The organism is Streptococcus viridans (genome assembly GCF_900636365.1).
Lineage (GTDB): Bacteria > Bacillota > Bacilli > Lactobacillales > Streptococcaceae > Streptococcus > Streptococcus viridans_A.
Window position 1 is genome coordinate 1,960,920 of record NZ_LR134266.1, and the last position, 17,053, is coordinate 1,977,972.

Sequence of the window (17,053 nt, forward strand, 5' to 3'; positions counted from 1 at the left end):
CTCACCTAAGGGAAGTTTTTCAGAAGACTTTATCTTAAATCTGAAAAGAGACCTCGGTCTCTTTTTATATTATCTTTCTTTAGTTCCCCGCTCCTAAAAATTGATCCACAAAGAAACTAAAGTAAGATTTTTCTCCTGTGATCAGAACACACTTCCCTTCCAATCCGTACCGTAGAAGTTTTGCCTCATAATCCTTGAGACGAAGAACTCCCTCGATTTTGAAAAAATTCCCCTGTTCTGTCCGAGTGGCACTCGAAGCAATGGAGCTAATACGGGCCTCTAGCGTAATTGGTTTTTGTTTACTTCCCTGCGTGCTAAAGCGAATCCGATCTCCCACATGAATCGTAGCTATATCTTTTGAAGGAATATAGGTAACAATCTTGACTTCTTTTTCTTTCTGAATGAGTGGATAAACTTGTGCCAAAGGAGTGCCTTCTGCTACAATACTCGCTCCTTTTGTTTCATCATTCAAATGAATTACCCCTTCATCCTTGGCTAGAATCCGAGTCTTCTGAAGAAGAGTTTCTTGTGTTTTTAACTTACTGTCTAAATCTGCGATTTGCTGAGAAAGAAGCAACAGATCTTGTCCAACCTTACTTAGCTGTTGAGCTTTCAGCGAGGCTATTTGACTATCTAAACTGGTCGAAAAAGCTTGTTGACTTCCGGATCCCGCATATTGAATTCGATAATTAGAAATACTCGCTTCTAGCTGCTGGATTTGACTATCCAGTTGACTGATAAAAGAAGCTTGTGCTTGAGCGTTTTCTTCTCCATGTGGTTGCTGAGCGTAACTCTGGTAGAGGGAGTAAAGTGGATGAGTCGCATCCAGACTTCTTTCCTCTAGGAGAGCTGATTTTAGACTACGGTAATCAGCTAATCGCTTCTCCTGGTCTTGGATAGCTTGGCCAATTTCTGCTTGACTGGAACTTGCACTGGCATTTTGAGAAGCAATAGTCGCATTTTGTTGATGGGCTTGCGCTTGGAGAATCGCTATCTGTTGCTGGTAATCCTTAAACAGCTGATCATACCCAAAATGCTCATTTCCTGTAAACTGACTCTCCCCGGTCTCAATGCTCGTTTTCAACAGTTTTAATTGTTCCTCCTGTTTCTTCAAGAGATCTAGCTGTTGCGTCAAGCTCATTCCTTGTTGTTTTTCCTGATCCTCCTGGTATTCTACCAAAATTTCGCCCTTCTTAATCTCTTTATTTTCCTTCAAATGGTTGACTTGAATGGGAGAATTACTCGTTGACTGGATTTGGTCCACCACGCGCGTAGCTTCAATCGTCCCACGACTAGACAAGGTTACTTCCTTCTTGGCAAAGACAGAGAAGCCTACAATAAACAGTAGTAAAAGAAAACAAGGGACTACCCACAAACTAGCAAAATTATGGAAACGTTTCTGATAGAATTCTGCACTTTCAAAATATTTTTCGTTCATCATACTCTCTTTTTTTCTCCTAGTCCTCTCTTAACAAGTAACCAAATGACTGTAATAGCCATTCTTTTTCAGCAGTTCTTCATGACTTCCTTCCTCCTTAAGACAACCTTGGTCCAGGAGGAAGACTTTTTCAGAACGCTCTGCAATCGTTAACCGGTGGGCAATAAAGATAATGGTTTTATCTAAGGCCATCAAGCTGTCCACAATTTTCTTCTCCGTCAAAATATCCAGGCTACTGGTCGCTTCATCCAGAATCAGAATCGGAGCATCCGTTAATAAGGCACGCGCCAAGGCAATCCGCTGCCGTTGTCCACCAGAAATTCCCATGCCATCCGTAGTCAATTCCGTTTGGTAATTGAGGGGCATGCGCTCAATGTCTTCTCGAATTCCTGCTATTTCAACAGCGCGCAAAATATCTTCCTGACTGGTTCCTTCCCGCGCTCCCAGTAACAAGTTCTCTAAAATCGTACCATTAAAGACATAGGGCTGCTGGGGTAAATAATTGATTTGCTGGCGGAGCAAGGTCTTATCCACTTGCTGGATATCCGTCCCTCCCAGCCGAATCGTCCCTTTATTGGGTTTGTAGAAATTCACCATCATCTTCGCTAGCGTGGTTTTTCCAGAACCGGAAATACCGACAAAACTTACCTTGCTCCCTTTTTTGATCTTTAAGTTAATATCTGTTATAACATTGGCTCCAAAACCGTACTTGTAGTCTACTCCCTCAAAAACCAGATCACCATCGAGAGTCTCACGCTCTTGAAGAGGCTTCTTCTCTGCGAACTCAGAGTCTATCAAATAGACTTCATTCAGACGGGTATTGGCCACTCGGGCTGCTTGAAGTTTTGTTTGGAGGTTGATCAAGTTCTCTAGAGGCCCTGTGAAATAAACAAGGAGAGTATTGTAGGTAATCAGCTGACCCAAACTCAATTCTTGCTTCATGACCAAATGAGCCCCCATCCACAAGACCAAGACATTCAAAATCAATTGGGCCAAGTGCTTGAGCCCCTTTTGCAGACTCTCCGCCTTGCTCATGGCAAAGGACTTCTTGAGATAGTCCACAAATTCTGTGTCAATCTTTTGATAACGACTACGCTCACTGGTAAGAGACTTGATGGTTTCAATCCCATTGATATCTTCGATAATAGAAGAAGACAAGACACTATTGGCTTCCATTGTTTCATTATTTAAGCGCTCAAAAGGCTTCATAAAGGCAAAAATAATGACTGCATAAATCGGCAGTAAGAGAATGGTCAAGAAAAAGAGATGAGCATTTTGGCTAAACAGGACCACTGATAAAATCAGGACTATGGACAGATCCAAAAAGATTGAAAGTAGCGTACTAGCCAGAGCATCGATAATCCGGTTGGCATCTGTAAACCGCGACACCACTTCTCCTGTCCGTCGAGTTGCAAAGAAACTCATAGGCAACTGAAAAACATGCTTAATATAGGACAGTATGACATCAATAGACAAACGTTGACCTAAAACAAGAAGCAAGTAATCTTGCGCATAGGTCAGAACCTGCTGTAAGATGTAAACCACGATCAAACCTAGTGAAATCACACTTAGGGTCTGCTTCATCTGATCAGGCACATAGGTATCAATAATCGATTGTAGGTAGTAAGAACCAACAATATTGATAAGGGTTACCAATAACGTTGCAAGAACAATATGAAGGACTAATTGTCGCTGTTTAAACAAAAGAGGGACAAAGTCTAGGAGCCCATTTTTCTTTTCTTTACTCGGTTGATAGGCTGGAGTCGGGGCCAGGGCAATGACAATCCCTGTCCATTCCTTTTCAAACTCTTCGATCGTCAATTTGGTCATCTTTACATTTGGATCTGGATCTGCTATGTAAAGATGCTTTTTATCTTTCTTATAGACTACGTAATAGTGAGGGAGACGCCCATCCTTAATCACGTGGACAATCAATGGATAGGTCACTCCTTCCAAGTCAAAAAGTGTGCGGTCTGCTCGGAAGGCGCGTGTCTCAAATCCCAACTCCTCAGCCACCTTGACCAGACCTAAGGCGGTCGTTCCATCTGCAGTCGTTTTTGCCTTCTCCCTCAGACTAGCTAAAGAATAGTATGATCCATAGTAACCAAAGACCATGGCTAAAGCTGCAACACCGCAATCTCTCATGTCAACTTGTTGGCGATAATGTTTTTTCTTAAATCCCATAAGAACCCTTTCCAATCGTTTGTTTCATCTTAACAAAAAGGACTATCTAAGAAGAAAAAATCGCTATTTGGTTCATTATTTTAGGTATTTGGTCATAAAAATATCGAAATCAGGAGAGTTGTTATCTATTTTGAAAAAGAAAAACCGCCTATTTTTACGACGGTCATTTCTTTCTACGAAGTCAACTTAGGGAGCAACTAACTGAACAAACCCAGAAATCAACGCTTTAAGACAAAACAAAAAGCCCACTGTCGTAGGCTTTCTGCAAGTTTTTTCTTAAAATTAAAGCATTTTGTTGTAGAATTCAACGACAAGTGCTTCGTTGATTTCTGGATTGATTTCATCGCGTTCTGGCAAACGAGTCAATGAACCTTCCAATTTTTCAGCATCGAATGATACGAATGCTGGACGTCCAAGAGTTGCTTCAACAGCTTCAAGGATCGCTGGAACTTTAGCTGATTTTTCGCGAACTGAGATCACTTGACCTGGAGTTACACGGTATGAAGGGATATCAACGCGTTTTCCGTCAACAAGGATGTGACCGTGGTTAACGAATTGACGAGCTTGACGACGAGTAGTCGCAAGTCCAAGACGGTAAACAACGTTATCTAAACGACGTTCCAAAAGAAGCATGAAGTTGAAACCGACAGTTCCTTCTTTGATCTTAGTAGCTTGTACGAACAAGTTACGGAATTGTTTTTCACCAAGTCCGTAAGAGAAACGAAGTTTTTGTTTTTCAGCTAATTGCAAACCGTATTCTGACAATTTTGAACGGTTGTTTGGTCCGTGTTGACCTGGTACGTAGTTACGACGTGCCAATTCTTTACCTGTACCTGTAAGTGACAAGCCAAGACGGCGAGATTGTTTCCAAGATGGTCCTGTATAACGTGACATTTGAAATGTCCTCCTATAAAAATAATTTTTGTAGGAAATAACGTATTAGACAAACCTGATTCGTTCAGAAAGCCTTCGCCCAAACAGCAAAGGTTACTTTTCTAGCTGGCTTCCTGTTGACGAGCTTCATTTTGTCCTGCTGTCATTTCGCACAAATTCTATTATACCACCAATACCAGTCCTTGTAAAGTTGCTTTCTCGTTTTTTTGTATTTCTTTCTATAACTGAAAAGTAAAATGAGAGCTTCTGGCTAGCGACTTCCTAAATTTCTAATTTCTGACTTCGATTATCATGTATTTCCTTTCCTGTCTTATAATATTTATTTTGTTTACATGAATCTTTACAGCTTATTTACAGCTAGTCAAGTATGATTGTTTTAACAGTCTCCCAAATCTCTCTATATTGTTGAAAGATTAAGAACATAAATGAGATGGCTCTTCAAAAGATTCCCTATCTATTATTGACAGATTTGCTTATAAAGTTGACACCTTTGTCAAAAAATTTACACAATTAACATCTATTATACGGTTTATATCATCAAAAAAACCATCTCCTAGAAGAGATGGTTGGAATGGGTAAATCACCCTAACCAAATTAGTCTAAGTAATGAATCAGATTTTTCTCAGTTAAAATATCTGAGTAAGTATACGATTCGACATAGGTTGTCGCTGGCTCACCAGGTAAACTATTTTCATTTGTATATTCGATAATAAACAAAGAAGGATAGACTTCAATTAATCGACCAAATTTATTTTTTTGACGTTTACGACCATTTTCCAAGGTCATTTCCACAATTTGGCCTTCATGAGCCTTGATTTCTTCTTTGATTTTTTTCATTTTTGCTACATCAGTAAATGCATCACTCATCCATTATTCCTCTACTCTCTTTGATATGCTGGAGAATTTATTATATTCCTTTTGGAAGATTAACTCCACTGTCCCACGCGCTCCCGACCGGTTTTTTTCAATGATGACTTCAACCTTATTATTTGGCAAGCCTTCTTCTTCCTCGCCTGCACGTTCATAATAGTCATCCCGATATAGAAAGGCAACAATATCTGCATCCTGCTCGATGGATCCTGATTCACGGATATCTGATAGAACTGGACGTTTATCTTGTCGTTGTTCGACTCCCCGAGATAGCTGACTGAGGGCAATCACAGGAACCTTTAATTCCTTCGCCAAAATTTTTAATTGACGAGAAATTTCTGATACTTCCTGTTGACGGTTTTCGCGTCCAGTCCCGGTAATCAACTGCAAGTAGTCGATGAGGATTAGACCGAGATTACCTGTCTCTTGTGCTAATTTTCTAGAACGAGACCGAATTTCTGTAATTCGAATACCGGGAGTATCATCTATATAAATGCTTGCATTGGCTAGATTTCCTTGTGCAATGGCATATTTTCGCCACTCATCGTCTGTCAGCTGACCCGTACGAATTGAATGGGATTCAATCAAGCCCTCTGCTGCCAACATCCGGTCTACCAAGCTTTCAGCACCCATTTCCAGCGAGAAAATAGCAACTGTTTTATCCAACTTAGTTCCAATATTTTGGGCAATGTTTAGAGCAAAGGCAGTTTTACCAACCGCTGGACGAGCTGCAAGAATAATCAACTCTTCTTCATGAAGACCTGTTGTCATATGATCAAGATCTCGATATCCCGTTGCAATCCCAGTAATATCTGTTGTCTGCAAAGACCGAGTTTCAAGACTTCCAAAGTTGATATTTAAGATATCCTTGATATTCTTGAAACCACTCCGGTTGGCATTTTCACTAACATCAATCAGAGCTTTTTCTGCACCTGCAATAATTTCATCCGACGGACTAGCTCCATCATATGCTTGATTGATGCTCTCCGTTAAACGAGCAATCAGGCGTCTTAGAACCGCTTTTTCAGAAACAATCTTTGCGTAATATTCCGCATTGGCTGAGGTTGGAACAGAGTTGATGATTTCGGCTAGATAAGAGAGACCACCGATATTTTGCAAATCCCCTTGACTATCTAAAATATTGCGAACTGTAGTCGCATCAATAGCATCTCCCCTGTCTGCAAGGTCAATCATCGCCTTAAAAATTAACCGATGGGCATATTTAAAGAAATCTGCTGGCTCAATAAACTCACGAACAAAAACCAGTTTTCCCTCATCAATAAAGATGGCTCCTAAGACAGATTGCTCTGCTTGGATATCTTGAGGCTGGGTTCTTAATTCTTCTATCTCAGCCATAGTCATTCCTTTCTAACGATGTACTTAACCTTCATTTACTCGAATTTGGATAACACCTGTAATATCTTGATAAATTTTAACAGGCACATCAATCAATCCAACAGAGCGAATTGGTGAAGCAACTTGAATGTGACGCTTATCGATTTTAATTCCAAATTGTTTTTGTAGTTCTTCTGCAATTTTTTTATTGGTAATCGAACCAAATGTACGTCCATCAGGACCAATTTTTTCTGTAAATTGGACAACGGTCGTTTCTTCTGCTAATTTTGCTTGAATGTCTTTCGCTTCTGCGACTAGTTCCGCATGGGCTTTTTCTTCAGATTTTTGCTTACCACGAAGCTCCCCAATAGCTTGGGCATTGGCTTCCTTAGCTAAATTCTTTTTAATCAAAAAGTTTTGCGCATAACCTGTTGGGACTTCTTTAATTTCCCCTTTTTTTCCTTTTCCTTTTACATCTGCTAAAAAGATAACTTTCATTCTTCTTCCTCCTTATCCTTTTGGACCTCTTCTTGAATACAGTCAATCAACTGGGCACGAACCTGATCGATAGTTACATTTTCCAATTGAGAAGCCGCCGAATTAAAGTGGCCTCCGCCTCCCATTTGCTCCATAATTTTTTGCACGTTGACTTTGCTTCTGCTTCGAGCTGAAACGGAAATGCTTCCTTGTTCATTCAATGCAATAACAAAGGTCGCTTCAATTTTGGACATGGCCAACATACTATCCGCTGCTTTACTAATGGTGACTGTTCCATAAGGAACATCTGCTGCTCCTGTTGCCACAATAATATGTGGGAAGACCATTTGACCATTTAGGATCAATTCATTTACTTCGCGGTACTCATCAAAGTTAGTAGCCGAAATTTCCTGGATGAGAACACTATCACTGCCTCGGCTTCGTAAATAACTAGCTACATCAAATGTACGACTGGTTACGCGAACTGAGAAATTCTTGGTATCCAACATAATACCGGCCATCAGAACACTGGCTTGAATCTTATTCAAGCGGTTCTTCTTAGAATTCTGGAACTGAAGCAATTCCGTAACCAACTCACTTGCACTACTTGCGCCACTTTCAATATAAGTGATCATGGCATTTTCAGGGAAGTCTTCGTCCCGTCTATGGTGATCAATGACAATGACTTGGGAAAATTTCTCATACAAATCATTTGAAAGCGTGAGAGCTGTCTTCGAATGGTCCACCATAATCAAAAGGGATTGATCGGTTACCATCCGTAAAGCATCTGAAACTGTTACTAGTTTAGTCGCTCCATCTGATTGAATTTTTTCAACTGCTCGTTCGATATCCTGAGCCATAGACGTATCATCATAAACTGCATAAGAGCGTTCGTTGATATTGTTTGCAAATAATTGCATCCCAATCGATGCTCCCAAAGCATCCATATCTAATTTTTTATGGCCAACAACAAATACCTGATCAACTGATTTGATTTTTTCAGAAATGGCTGTCATCATTGCACGAGTTCGTGTGCGGGTGCGCTTGATAGCAGAAGCTGTCCCTCCTCCAAAGAAAATAGGATCCTTGCCTTCTTCTCTTTCTTTCACAACTGCTTGGTCACCACCTCGAACCTCAGCTAAGTTTAGATTTGACAAAGCAACTCTACCGATTTCATCATGTTTGCCATCTCCGTAAGAGAATCCCATACTTAACGTAATGGGTAATTCACGATTTTTCGCTTCCTCACGGAATTGGTCAATAATAGAAAATTTAGATTCTATTAATTGTTCAAGAACCGTATAGTCGGTAAAGAGATAAAAACGATCCATCACAACTCTTCGGTAAAACATATGGTATTTTTCCGAGAATTCTTCAACAAAGTTTGCAATAAATCCATTGATGCTACTGATATCTGAATCAGACACAACATCTTCTAAATCATCATAGTTGTCTACAGACATAATCCCGATGACCGGCCTAGTGGTTACAAGACCAACGTTGGCTTCGTACTCGCTTGAAGCATCAAAAAAATAAACGACACTGGCCTGGGAGTCTAGATAAACAGAATATTTCTTATCCCCAACGGTTGCATAATGGCCTTTCCCTTCAAAAGGAATCGCCAACACTTGTTGTAGGTATTCCACATCAAATTGTCCATCCTCAGTGGAGAAAATCAACTCCGCATAGGGATTGAACCACTCAACTTCATTGGTTACGTCGTTCACCTTGATTACACCAACTGGCATTTTATCCAGTAGCGAGGCCAACCCATTTTCAGCCTGATGATTGACATATTGAATTTGTTCTAGCTCATCCAATTCTACTTGCTTTAATTGATGAAGAAAGAGATAGATGACACCAGAAAGAATCAACAGAATCACAAATAAATTTACAATTGTGCCACCCAATAATCTGGAACTGATGGCTAATATAATAAATGCTAACAAACCTACCATACAATAATGGATAGGCGTCATACGAAATTTTTTCATCATAAACCTCTGTTGGGCCATTATACCATAAAACATAAGAAAAAGCGAGGCCAGTCAAGCCTTTCCGCCAAAGAAAAAGCTGACAGGGATTAAGGTCCGGTCCCTCATTTGTCAAACGGTGTAAAGGATGTTTACACTATTGTAAATACACAGTAGAACGAGAAAAGAAGTAGCTATTTGGCTACTTCTTCCACATATTTACATCATTACAAGTTAGGATTCTTTTTCTTGATTCTTAGAAATGCTCCGACTCTTGCCTTCAAGATACACCATCAAGATAGAAATGTCAGCTGGGTTGACACCTGAGATCCGGCTAGCTTGACCAATGGTCTCTGGATTAATCAGTTTGAACTTTTGACGAGCTTCTGTTGCGATGGAGTCAATATCATCCCAATCAATATTGGCAGGAATTCGTTTTTCTTCCATTCGCTTCATTTTTTCAACCTGATCTAAAGCTTTTGAGATATAACCCTCGTACTTAATTTCAGTTTCGATCAACTCGATAATCTTATCATCTAGTTCTTCAGCAGCTGGTCCGATAAAGTTGACAACATCTTGATAAGATACTTCTGGTCTTCTCAAGAATTCTTTGGCTGTGACAGCATCTGTCAATGGTTTAAAGCCTAGCGCTGCAACCTTCTCGTTCGTTTCCTTTACAGGTTTTAACTTAATACTGTCAAGGCGCTTCATTTCATTTTCAAACTGATACTTCTTGGTTTCAAAACGTGCCCAACGTTCGTCGTCAACTAGACCAACCTCGCGACCGATTTCTGTCAAGCGCATATCTGCATTATCATGACGAAGAATCAAACGATATTCAGCACGACTTGTTAACAAACGATAGGGCTCAACGGTCCCTTTGGTTACCAAGTCATCAATCATGACTCCAATATAACCATCACTACGTTTCAAGATGAGCTCTGGTTTTCCTTGAATTTTTAGGGCAGCATTAATCCCTGCCACAATTCCTTGGCCAGCAGCTTCCTCATAGCCAGATGTTCCATTGGTTTGGCCTGCTGTAAAGAGACCTGAAATTTTCTTGGTTTCTAAAGTTGCCCGCAATTGATGTGGAAGAACCATATCATACTCAATCGCATAACCCGTTCGCATCATCTCAGCATTTTCCAATCCCTTAATAGAATGGACAAGATCTCGTTGCACATCCTCTGGTAAACTGGTTGATAAGCCTTGGACATAGACTTCTTCTGTATTGCGTCCTTCTGGTTCAAGGAAAAGCTGATGACGTTCCTTGTCAGCAAAGCGAACAATCTTATCTTCAATAGATGGACAATAACGAGGGCCAACACCCTTTACAACACCTGTAAACATAGGGGCCCGGTGTAAATTGCTGTTGATGATCTCGTGACTTTGACTATTGGTATAGGTTAGCCAACAAGGGATTTGATCCTTTAGATAATCCTCGTCACGCGAATTGTAAGAAAAGTGATTTGGATTCTCATCACCAGGTTGAATTTCCGTTTCTTCATAATTGATTGACGATGCCTTTACACGTGGTGGCGTACCCGTTTTGAAACGACCAATTTCAAGTCCTAGTTTTTTGAGATTGTCAGCCAAATTAATAGAAGCAAGGCTATGGTTAGGGCCAGATGAATATTTGAGATCCCCAATGATGATTTCTCCACGTAAAGCTGTTCCAGTCGTGACAATAACAGCCTTGGCCCCATATTCTTGGTGAGTCGCAGTTCGAACACCAATAACCTTCCCATCTTCTACCAAAATTTCATCAATCATGGTTTGGCGAAGAGTCAAGTTTTCTTGGTTCTCAACCGTCTTGCGCATTTCCTTAGAATAAAGTTCCTTATCCGCTTGGGCACGAAGTGCACGGACTGCTGGACCCTTTCCTGTATTCAACATCTTCATTTGAATGTAGGACTTGTCAATATTCTTGGCCATCTCACCGCCGAGGGCATCTACCTCACGGACCACAATCCCTTTTGCCGAACCACCAATTGAAGGATTACACGGCAAAAACGCCAACATTTCTATATTGATAGTTGCAAGTAAAACTTTACAACCCATCCGGCTCGCAGCAAGCGAAGCTTCTACACCCGCATGTCCCGCTCCGATTACAATAATATCGTATTCTTCTATAAAATTATAAGTCATCTTTTTTATTCCTCCAGCTGAATATGTTGTAATTGTCCGTTCCAATCTGGTAAGGACGTTTTTAAAAATGCCGGTTTCAGGTCAACAGTAGATAAGCCTTCTAAAGCAAGCCACCGGCAAGGTAAGGACTTTGTATCTTCCTGCATAACCAAAGGTGCTTCTTCCAGCAAGTCCACCAAATAATGAAATTCAATGTTATGGTAGTGAATCCCATCTTGTTCAAAGCGATTTTCAACAATGAAAGCTAGCTGACCTGCTCTAGATACAACGCCAAGTTCTTCTTTTACTTCTCGAACCACAGCATCTTCAGTAGCTTCATCCACTTGAATGGCACCTCCAATCGTATAAAAACCATCCTCATCTTCTACGACTAACAAACGATTATCTTTTACAATCAAAGCAGTGGCTCTCACACCAAAAACCGTCTGATTCAACTTGGTCCGAAAATCCCGTTTTTGCATTTTACTTCCTTTCGAAACGACACAAAAATAGTCAAAACTCTGAGAAGTGCAGGACAAAAAAGCCTGCAACATCCATGAGCTTTGACCATCATTTCTATTGCTTTTATTATTGTAGCAAATTGAGAACATTTGTCAATTTAAATATACTGACAAACTTCTCCATCTCGGTAGGCATTGTCAATCAAACCACCACCGAGGCACTCTTCACCATCGTAAAAGACAACAGCTTGCCCAGGTGTAATGGCCCGTTGAGGTTCTGCAAAAACGACCTCAGCCTGGTCACCCTTGACATGAACTGTCACTTTGGAATCTGGCTGGCGATAACGGAACTTGGCTGTACATTCTAGTGTAAACTCTTCTGGCATATCTCGTGTAAAGTGAACTTGACTAGCTTGTAAACTTGTTGACATCAGTGCTTCATGATAGAAGCCTTGACCGACATACAGAATATTTTGACTCAGATCTTTACCAACTACAAACCATGGGGCATTGTCCCCACCTTGTTGACCACCAATTCCAAGACCACCCCGTTGACCGATTGTGTAATACATCAAACCGGCATGTTCGCCCATATCTCGTCCATCTACAGTCATCATTCGGCCTGGCTGGGCAGGGAGGTAGTTACTGAGAAACTCTTTGAAATTCTTTTCGCCGATAAAGCAGATCCCAGTGGAATCTTTCTTTTTAGCTGTAGCCAATCCAGCCTCTTCTGCTAAACGGCGAACCTCAGGTTTTTCCAAATGTCCCAATGGGAACATGGTTTTTTGAAGTTGTTCTTGTGACAATTGGCTTAAGAAATACGTTTGATCCTTTCCATTGTCAACGCCACGTAGCATATGGACAATACCATCCTCATCACGCGCCACGCGCGCATAGTGCCCTGTTGCTACATAATCGGCACCAAGTGTCATGGCATAATCTAAGAAGGCCTTAAATTTGATTTCCTTATTACACATGACATCCGGATTTGGTGTCCGACCTGCACGGTATTCAGCAAGGAAGTATTCAAAGACGCGATCCCAGTATTCTTTCTCAAAGTTGACAGAATAGTAAGGAATGCCAATCTGATCTGCAACTGCTGCTACATCTTTGTAATCTTCTGTAGCTGTACAGACACCATTTTCGTCTGTGTCATCCCAGTTTTTCATGAAGATGCCAATGACATCGTAACCCTGTTGCTTTAACAACAAAGCCGTTACAGATGAATCGACACCGCCACTCATACCAACAACAACACGTGTTTTCGAGTTATCACTCATAGGTTTCTCCCATCTTTTCGTTACTCACGATTGAAGGTCGTGGTTTGCTTCAACGATTGAAGGTCGTTTTGAGCATTATCAATTGTAACACGCTTTATAGTAGAAAACAAGCATCTTGCCATTCTTCTTATTGACTATTGTATCTAGACGTTTACAAGTCTGTAAATCAAAAAGAGTGCAATTGCTGAACTCTTTCATCTACTTTAATACCAACCATTGGCCAGCCAGAAGTTTTTAGCTTCCGACCATGAACCATAGCGGTTGACAACATATTGATTGGCTACTTTTTCCTGATTTGCTTCGGATAAATCACCGTTTAAATAAGAAAGGGATAACTGGTAACGACCATAATATTGGCCATTTTGCGCTGTGTAACTGCCACTTGATTCTTTCTGGGCAATCCATTCTTTAGCCGCTGCATCTTCGGCACTCAAGCCATTTGAAGCAGATACCGTAGTTGTTGCTTGTGTAGTGTTAGCTTTACTAGTGGCAGCTTGCTCTGTAGTATTAGTTGTTGCCTTCTCATCTTCAATCTCTAAAACCTGACCAACTGTAATGAGATTTACATTGCTAATCTTATTTTTCTTAGCAATCGCATCAACCGTTGTATTCTTCTCTTTAGCAATAGCTGATAAGGTATCACCTGACTTTACAGTATAAGATTCTGCACTGGCGAGGACGGGAATAAACATTCCTGATAATAAGCTCAGTCCGATAACACGTTTTACAAACATTTTTTTATTCATTTTTTTCACTCCTTTTCTGTATGTTCTTTATCTTACAGAAGAAATGTTTCAGAAACTTTATGAAATCACGTCAAATGTTTCAACAATATGTTAGTAAGAATAAAAATACCTCAAATAAACTAGTTTTAAGTATCTTTTAAGTTTAAAACAAAATTTCCCTCTTAAATAGAAGAAAACATGCCCTAGATTTGTTATAATGAAAGAAAAGAAACCCTAAGGAGCTGACTGATGAATTCGCTTAAATTCCAATCCGTATTTGATATTATTGGACCGGTTATGATTGGACCTTCTAGTAGCCACACTGCTGGAGCTGTTCGTATTGGGAAAATTGTCTCTTCAATTTTTGGAGAGGATCCAACAGAAGTTGAATTTCAGTTGTTTAATTCCTTTGCCAAAACCTATCGTGGTCACGGGACAGACTTGGCCCTTGTAGCTGGAATTTTAGGCATGGATACAGATGATCCAAGAATCCCCAATAGTCTTGAAATTGCACATGAAAGAGGAATTCGAATCGTCTGGTCCATTCAAAAGGAGAGCAATGCTCCTCATCCAAATACGACGACCATCACGGTGAAAAATGATCACAAAACCATCTCCGTCACAGGAATTTCCATTGGTGGGGGAAACATACAAGTTACCGAGTTAAATGGCTTTGCAATTTCTCTAAACATGAATACCCCAACAATTATTATCGTTCACCAAGACGTTCCTGGGATGATCGCCCATGTCACAGAGGCGCTTTCCCGCTATGATATCAATATCGCCCAAATGAACGTTACCCGCGAAAAAGCCGGAGAAAAGGCTATTATGATCATTGAAGTAGATTCTCGAAATTGTGACGAAGCGATTGAGTTAATCCGTCAAATTCCCCATTTACACAATGTGAATTTCTTTCAATAAGGAGACCCCATGTTTTATTCCATTACCGAACTAGTTGAGCAAGCGACCCTCCACTATGAAGGAAATGTCGCAGAATTAATGATTGCAACTGAGTTTGAACTAACTGGTCGCGAGCGCGAAGAAGTTCTGACTCTTATGACTCGAAACCTCGAAGTCATGAAAGAATCCGTTCATCTTGGACTCAATGACCAACTTTCTCGAAGTGGCTTGACTGGAGGAGATGCTGCAAAACTAGATCGCTATATTCGATCTGGAAAAGCCCTCTCTGACTATACTGTCCTAACCGCTGCCAAAAATGCTATTGCTGTCAACGAACACAATGCAAAAATGGGCTTGGTCTGTGCTACTCCCACTGCTGGATCAGCTGGTTGCTTACCTGCTGTTCTTACTTCAGCCATCGAGAAACTCCATTTAGATGAACACAAACAATTGGAATTCTTATTAGCAGCAGGAGCTTTTGGACTGGTTATTGCCAACAATGCATCGATTTCAGGAGCTGAGGGAGGCTGTCAAGCCGAAGTGGGTTCCGCGGCTGCCATGAGTGCGGCTGCCTTGACGTTAGCTGCTGGGGGAAGCCCTTATCAAGCTAGCCAAGCCATCTGTTTCGTCATTAAAAATATGCTAGGCTTAATTTGTGATCCCGTTGCAGGACTGGTGGAGGTTCCTTGCGTTAAGCGAAATGCAATGGGAGCGAGTTATGCATATATCGCTGCAGATATGGCCTTGGCAGGAATCGAATCCAAAATCCCTGTTGATGAAGTCATTGACGCCATGTATCAGGTAGGATCAAGCCTACCAACTGCCTTTAGAGAAACGGCCGAAGGTGGTCTGGCAGCGACTCCAACTGGGAAACGGCTACAGCAAGAAATATTTGGAGAATAAGCTATGAAGTACATATTTTTCGACTTAGATGGAACCTTAGTCGATAGTTCCGAAGGTATTGAGACAACTTTTTTACATACTTTTAACGAACTGGGTGTTCCTGCACCTGATAAAAAAACGATTCGAACCTTTATGGGCCCTCCACTCGAGGTTACATTTACAAACCATGTTCCAAAAGAACTTGTCACAAAAGCTGTAGAAATCTATCGTACTTATTACAAAGAAACTGGCCAACAACAAATCTATCTCTACCCAACTATCAAAGAACTCCTTCATCAATTGAAGGGATTGGGTTATCACTTATTCATTACCACCTCTAAGAATCAGGAAGTGAGTCTCGAAATAGCCCATTCATTAGGAATTAGTGATTACTTTGAGGGGATTTATGGTTCTATCCCAGGATCTATGCACAAAGCTGATATCATTCATCGTGTACTAGTTGATCATCAAATTCCAAAAGAGGAAGCTTGCATCGTTGGAGATACTAAATTTGATATCATTGGGGGAAAAACCATTGGTATTCACACAATTGCAGTCAGTTGGGGGTTTGCACCTCTAGAGCAATTAAAAGAGGAAACTCCCGATACCATCGTAGATTCCCCCCTAGCTTTACTGACTCATTTAAGTTAATAAAAGAGGTTTACAAATTTGTAAACCTCTTTTATGTACGAAATCACGCTTGTGTAAGAGTATCCATGGTTCAGCAAGGTTGACTGACACAGTCATTTTTCTTTACATCACTTTCCAATCCTTGTCAAGGTAAGAAACAAAATAAAAAGAGGGTTTCCCCTCTTTTTTAGTATCCCCAAGCTGAAAGTCCTTGGTTTGAATAGGCATTATAAGCCGCTTGGATTTGATCATCAACTGTAGCAGTTGAACCCCAACCTGGCATTGTTTGGAAAAGACCACTAGCTCCAGATGGATTTGCTGCGTTCACTTGACCATTTGATTCGCGGGCAATAATGGCTTCCCAAGTTGATGCAGGAACACCTGTCATTTCAGCCATTCGAGCTGCTGCATAGGATCCAGTTTCTCCAGCAGTATTCCCATTAGCAAGTACAATCCCATTTCCTGAATTCGTAACAACAGGTGCTGCATTATAAGTAGCATTAGCAGTAGTTGTTGTTGAAGCCGCTACTTGATTTGTCGAAGCCTCGACTCCAGGTTCCTGACTTACTGTGGCAGTATTTACTTTGTTGATCAATGAATTTGAACGTTCACCCAACTCAATAATTTGACCAGCGTGGATCAAATCTTGATTGCTGATTTGATTCAATTCAACAAGCTTTTCGATAGTAGTGTTATTCTTAATCGCAATTTCTGATAAAGTATCACCATTTTTCACTTCGTATGTTTCAGCATTCACTACCACACCAGAAACAAAAAGTGAAAGAGCTGAGATAATAGAAGTTAATGTCCATTGGACTTTTTTTGTGTTCATCAATACATTCTCCTTTCGAACATAATACTATCTTACACATTAAAT

The 17,053-nt window shown here is 40.6% G+C and carries 15 protein-coding genes; 3 read left to right on the plus strand and 12 right to left on the minus strand.

From position 1 onward, the window contains the following. Positions 1-79: 79 nt before the first annotated feature. The 11 genes from EL081_RS09825 to EL081_RS09875 form a co-directional block, all read right to left on the minus strand. Entirely contained in the window at positions 80-1,441 is a 1,362-nt protein-coding gene (locus tag EL081_RS09825; protein WP_126404998.1) for a bacteriocin secretion accessory protein, read from the minus strand. 27 nt (positions 1,442-1,468) lie between these two features. Beyond that, positions 1,469-3,622, minus strand: coding sequence for a peptide cleavage/export ABC transporter ComA (comA, locus tag EL081_RS09830; protein ID WP_126404999.1), 2,154 nt, complete (start codon positions 3,620-3,622; stop codon positions 1,469-1,471). A gap of 282 nt (positions 3,623-3,904) precedes the next feature. After that, on the minus strand, positions 3,905-4,516 hold the full coding sequence (rpsD, locus tag EL081_RS09835) for a 30S ribosomal protein S4 (RefSeq protein WP_003009175.1): 612 nt from the start codon (positions 4,514-4,516) through the stop codon (positions 3,905-3,907). Positions 4,517-5,110: 594 nt separating this feature from the next. Beyond that, positions 5,111-5,383, minus strand: coding sequence for a Veg family protein (locus tag EL081_RS09840; RefSeq protein ID WP_006595358.1), 273 nt, complete (start codon positions 5,381-5,383; stop codon positions 5,111-5,113). Between the two features lie 3 nt (positions 5,384-5,386). Beyond that, on the minus strand, positions 5,387-6,742 hold the full coding sequence (dnaB, locus tag EL081_RS09845) for a replicative DNA helicase (RefSeq protein WP_006596978.1): 1,356 nt from the start codon (positions 6,740-6,742) through the stop codon (positions 5,387-5,389). A gap of 24 nt (positions 6,743-6,766) precedes the next feature. After that, positions 6,767-7,219: a 50S ribosomal protein L9 gene (gene rplI, locus EL081_RS09850; RefSeq protein ID WP_126405000.1), complete on the minus strand. Its 453-nt coding sequence runs from the start codon at positions 7,217-7,219 to the stop codon at positions 6,767-6,769. Continuing rightward, positions 7,216-9,195 (minus strand): DHH family phosphoesterase, encoded by a 1,980-nt coding sequence (locus tag EL081_RS09855; RefSeq protein WP_126405001.1) that lies wholly within the window; start codon positions 9,193-9,195, stop codon positions 7,216-7,218. The genes rplI and EL081_RS09855 overlap by 4 nt, the downstream gene beginning before the upstream one ends. 210 nt (positions 9,196-9,405) lie before the next feature. Beyond that, positions 9,406-11,319 (minus strand): tRNA uridine-5-carboxymethylaminomethyl(34) synthesis enzyme MnmG, encoded by a 1,914-nt coding sequence (mnmG, locus tag EL081_RS09860; protein ID WP_126405002.1) that lies wholly within the window; start codon positions 11,317-11,319, stop codon positions 9,406-9,408. 5 nt (positions 11,320-11,324) lie between these two features. Next, the gene (locus EL081_RS09865) at positions 11,325-11,780 is read right to left on the minus strand and encodes an NUDIX hydrolase (protein WP_126405003.1); all 456 of its coding nucleotides are present in this window, start codon (positions 11,778-11,780) and stop codon (positions 11,325-11,327) included. A 137-nt stretch (positions 11,781-11,917) separates the two neighbouring features. Next, positions 11,918-13,039, minus strand: a complete 1,122-nt coding sequence (mnmA, locus tag EL081_RS09870) for a tRNA 2-thiouridine(34) synthase MnmA (RefSeq protein ID WP_126405004.1) — start codon at positions 13,037-13,039, stop codon at positions 11,918-11,920. Between the two features lie 203 nt (positions 13,040-13,242). Further along, positions 13,243-13,785 (minus strand): LysM peptidoglycan-binding domain-containing protein, encoded by a 543-nt coding sequence (locus EL081_RS09875; RefSeq protein WP_126405005.1) that lies wholly within the window; start codon positions 13,783-13,785, stop codon positions 13,243-13,245. A 228-nt stretch (positions 13,786-14,013) separates the two neighbouring features. Here EL081_RS09875 and sdaAB point away from each other — a divergent pair, with 228 nt between their 5' ends. The 3 genes from sdaAB to EL081_RS09890 are packed head-to-tail and all read left to right on the plus strand — an operon-like array spanning position 14,014 to position 16,197. Continuing rightward, entirely contained in the window at positions 14,014-14,685 is a 672-nt protein-coding gene (gene sdaAB, locus EL081_RS09880) for an L-serine ammonia-lyase, iron-sulfur-dependent subunit beta (RefSeq protein ID WP_006595350.1), read from the plus strand. Between the two features lie 9 nt (positions 14,686-14,694). Then, positions 14,695-15,567, plus strand: a complete 873-nt coding sequence (gene sdaAA / locus EL081_RS09885; RefSeq protein ID WP_126405006.1) for an L-serine ammonia-lyase, iron-sulfur-dependent, subunit alpha — start codon at positions 14,695-14,697, stop codon at positions 15,565-15,567. Positions 15,568-15,570: 3 nt separating this feature from the next. Then, positions 15,571-16,197: an HAD hydrolase-like protein gene (locus tag EL081_RS09890; RefSeq protein WP_126405007.1), complete on the plus strand. Its 627-nt coding sequence runs from the start codon at positions 15,571-15,573 to the stop codon at positions 16,195-16,197. Positions 16,198-16,363: 166 nt separating this feature from the next. Here EL081_RS09890 and EL081_RS09895 read toward each other — a convergent pair whose 3' ends face one another. After that, positions 16,364-17,008 carry a LysM peptidoglycan-binding domain-containing protein gene (locus EL081_RS09895; protein ID WP_048715090.1) on the minus strand — a complete coding sequence of 215 codons (645 nt, stop codon included), beginning with the start codon at positions 17,006-17,008 and terminating at the stop codon, positions 16,364-16,366. Positions 17,009-17,053 lie beyond the last annotated feature (45 nt).

Bases quoted from the DNA above. Each gene is read 5' to 3' on its own strand.
- EL081_RS09825 (WP_126404998.1), bottom strand. From the start codon at position 1,441: ATGATGAACGAAAAATATTTTGAAAGTGCAGAATTCTATCAGAAACGT.
- comA (WP_126404999.1), bottom strand. From the start codon at position 3,622: ATGGGATTTAAGAAAAAACATTATCGCCAACAAGTTGACATGAGAGAT.
- rpsD (WP_003009175.1), bottom strand. From the start codon at position 4,516: ATGTCACGTTATACAGGACCATCTTGGAAACAATCTCGCCGTCTTGGC.
- EL081_RS09840 (WP_006595358.1), bottom strand. From the start codon at position 5,383: ATGAGTGATGCATTTACTGATGTAGCAAAAATGAAAAAAATCAAAGAA.
- dnaB (WP_006596978.1), bottom strand. From the start codon at position 6,742: ATGGCTGAGATAGAAGAATTAAGAACCCAGCCTCAAGATATCCAAGCA.
- rplI (WP_126405000.1), bottom strand. From the start codon at position 7,219: ATGAAAGTTATCTTTTTAGCAGATGTAAAAGGAAAAGGAAAAAAAGGG.
- EL081_RS09855 (WP_126405001.1), bottom strand. From the start codon at position 9,195: ATGATGAAAAAATTTCGTATGACGCCTATCCATTATTGTATGGTAGGT.
- mnmG (WP_126405002.1), bottom strand. From the start codon at position 11,319: ATGACTTATAATTTTATAGAAGAATACGATATTATTGTAATCGGAGCG.
- EL081_RS09865 (WP_126405003.1), bottom strand. From the start codon at position 11,780: ATGCAAAAACGGGATTTTCGGACCAAGTTGAATCAGACGGTTTTTGGT.
- mnmA (WP_126405004.1), bottom strand. From the start codon at position 13,039: ATGAGTGATAACTCGAAAACACGTGTTGTTGTTGGTATGAGTGGCGGT.
- EL081_RS09875 (WP_126405005.1), bottom strand. From the start codon at position 13,785: ATGAATAAAAAAATGTTTGTAAAACGTGTTATCGGACTGAGCTTATTA.
- sdaAB (WP_006595350.1), top strand. From the start codon at position 14,014: ATGAATTCGCTTAAATTCCAATCCGTATTTGATATTATTGGACCGGTT.
- sdaAA (WP_126405006.1), top strand. From the start codon at position 14,695: ATGTTTTATTCCATTACCGAACTAGTTGAGCAAGCGACCCTCCACTAT.
- EL081_RS09890 (WP_126405007.1), top strand. From the start codon at position 15,571: ATGAAGTACATATTTTTCGACTTAGATGGAACCTTAGTCGATAGTTCC.
- EL081_RS09895 (WP_048715090.1), bottom strand. From the start codon at position 17,008: ATGAACACAAAAAAAGTCCAATGGACATTAACTTCTATTATCTCAGCT.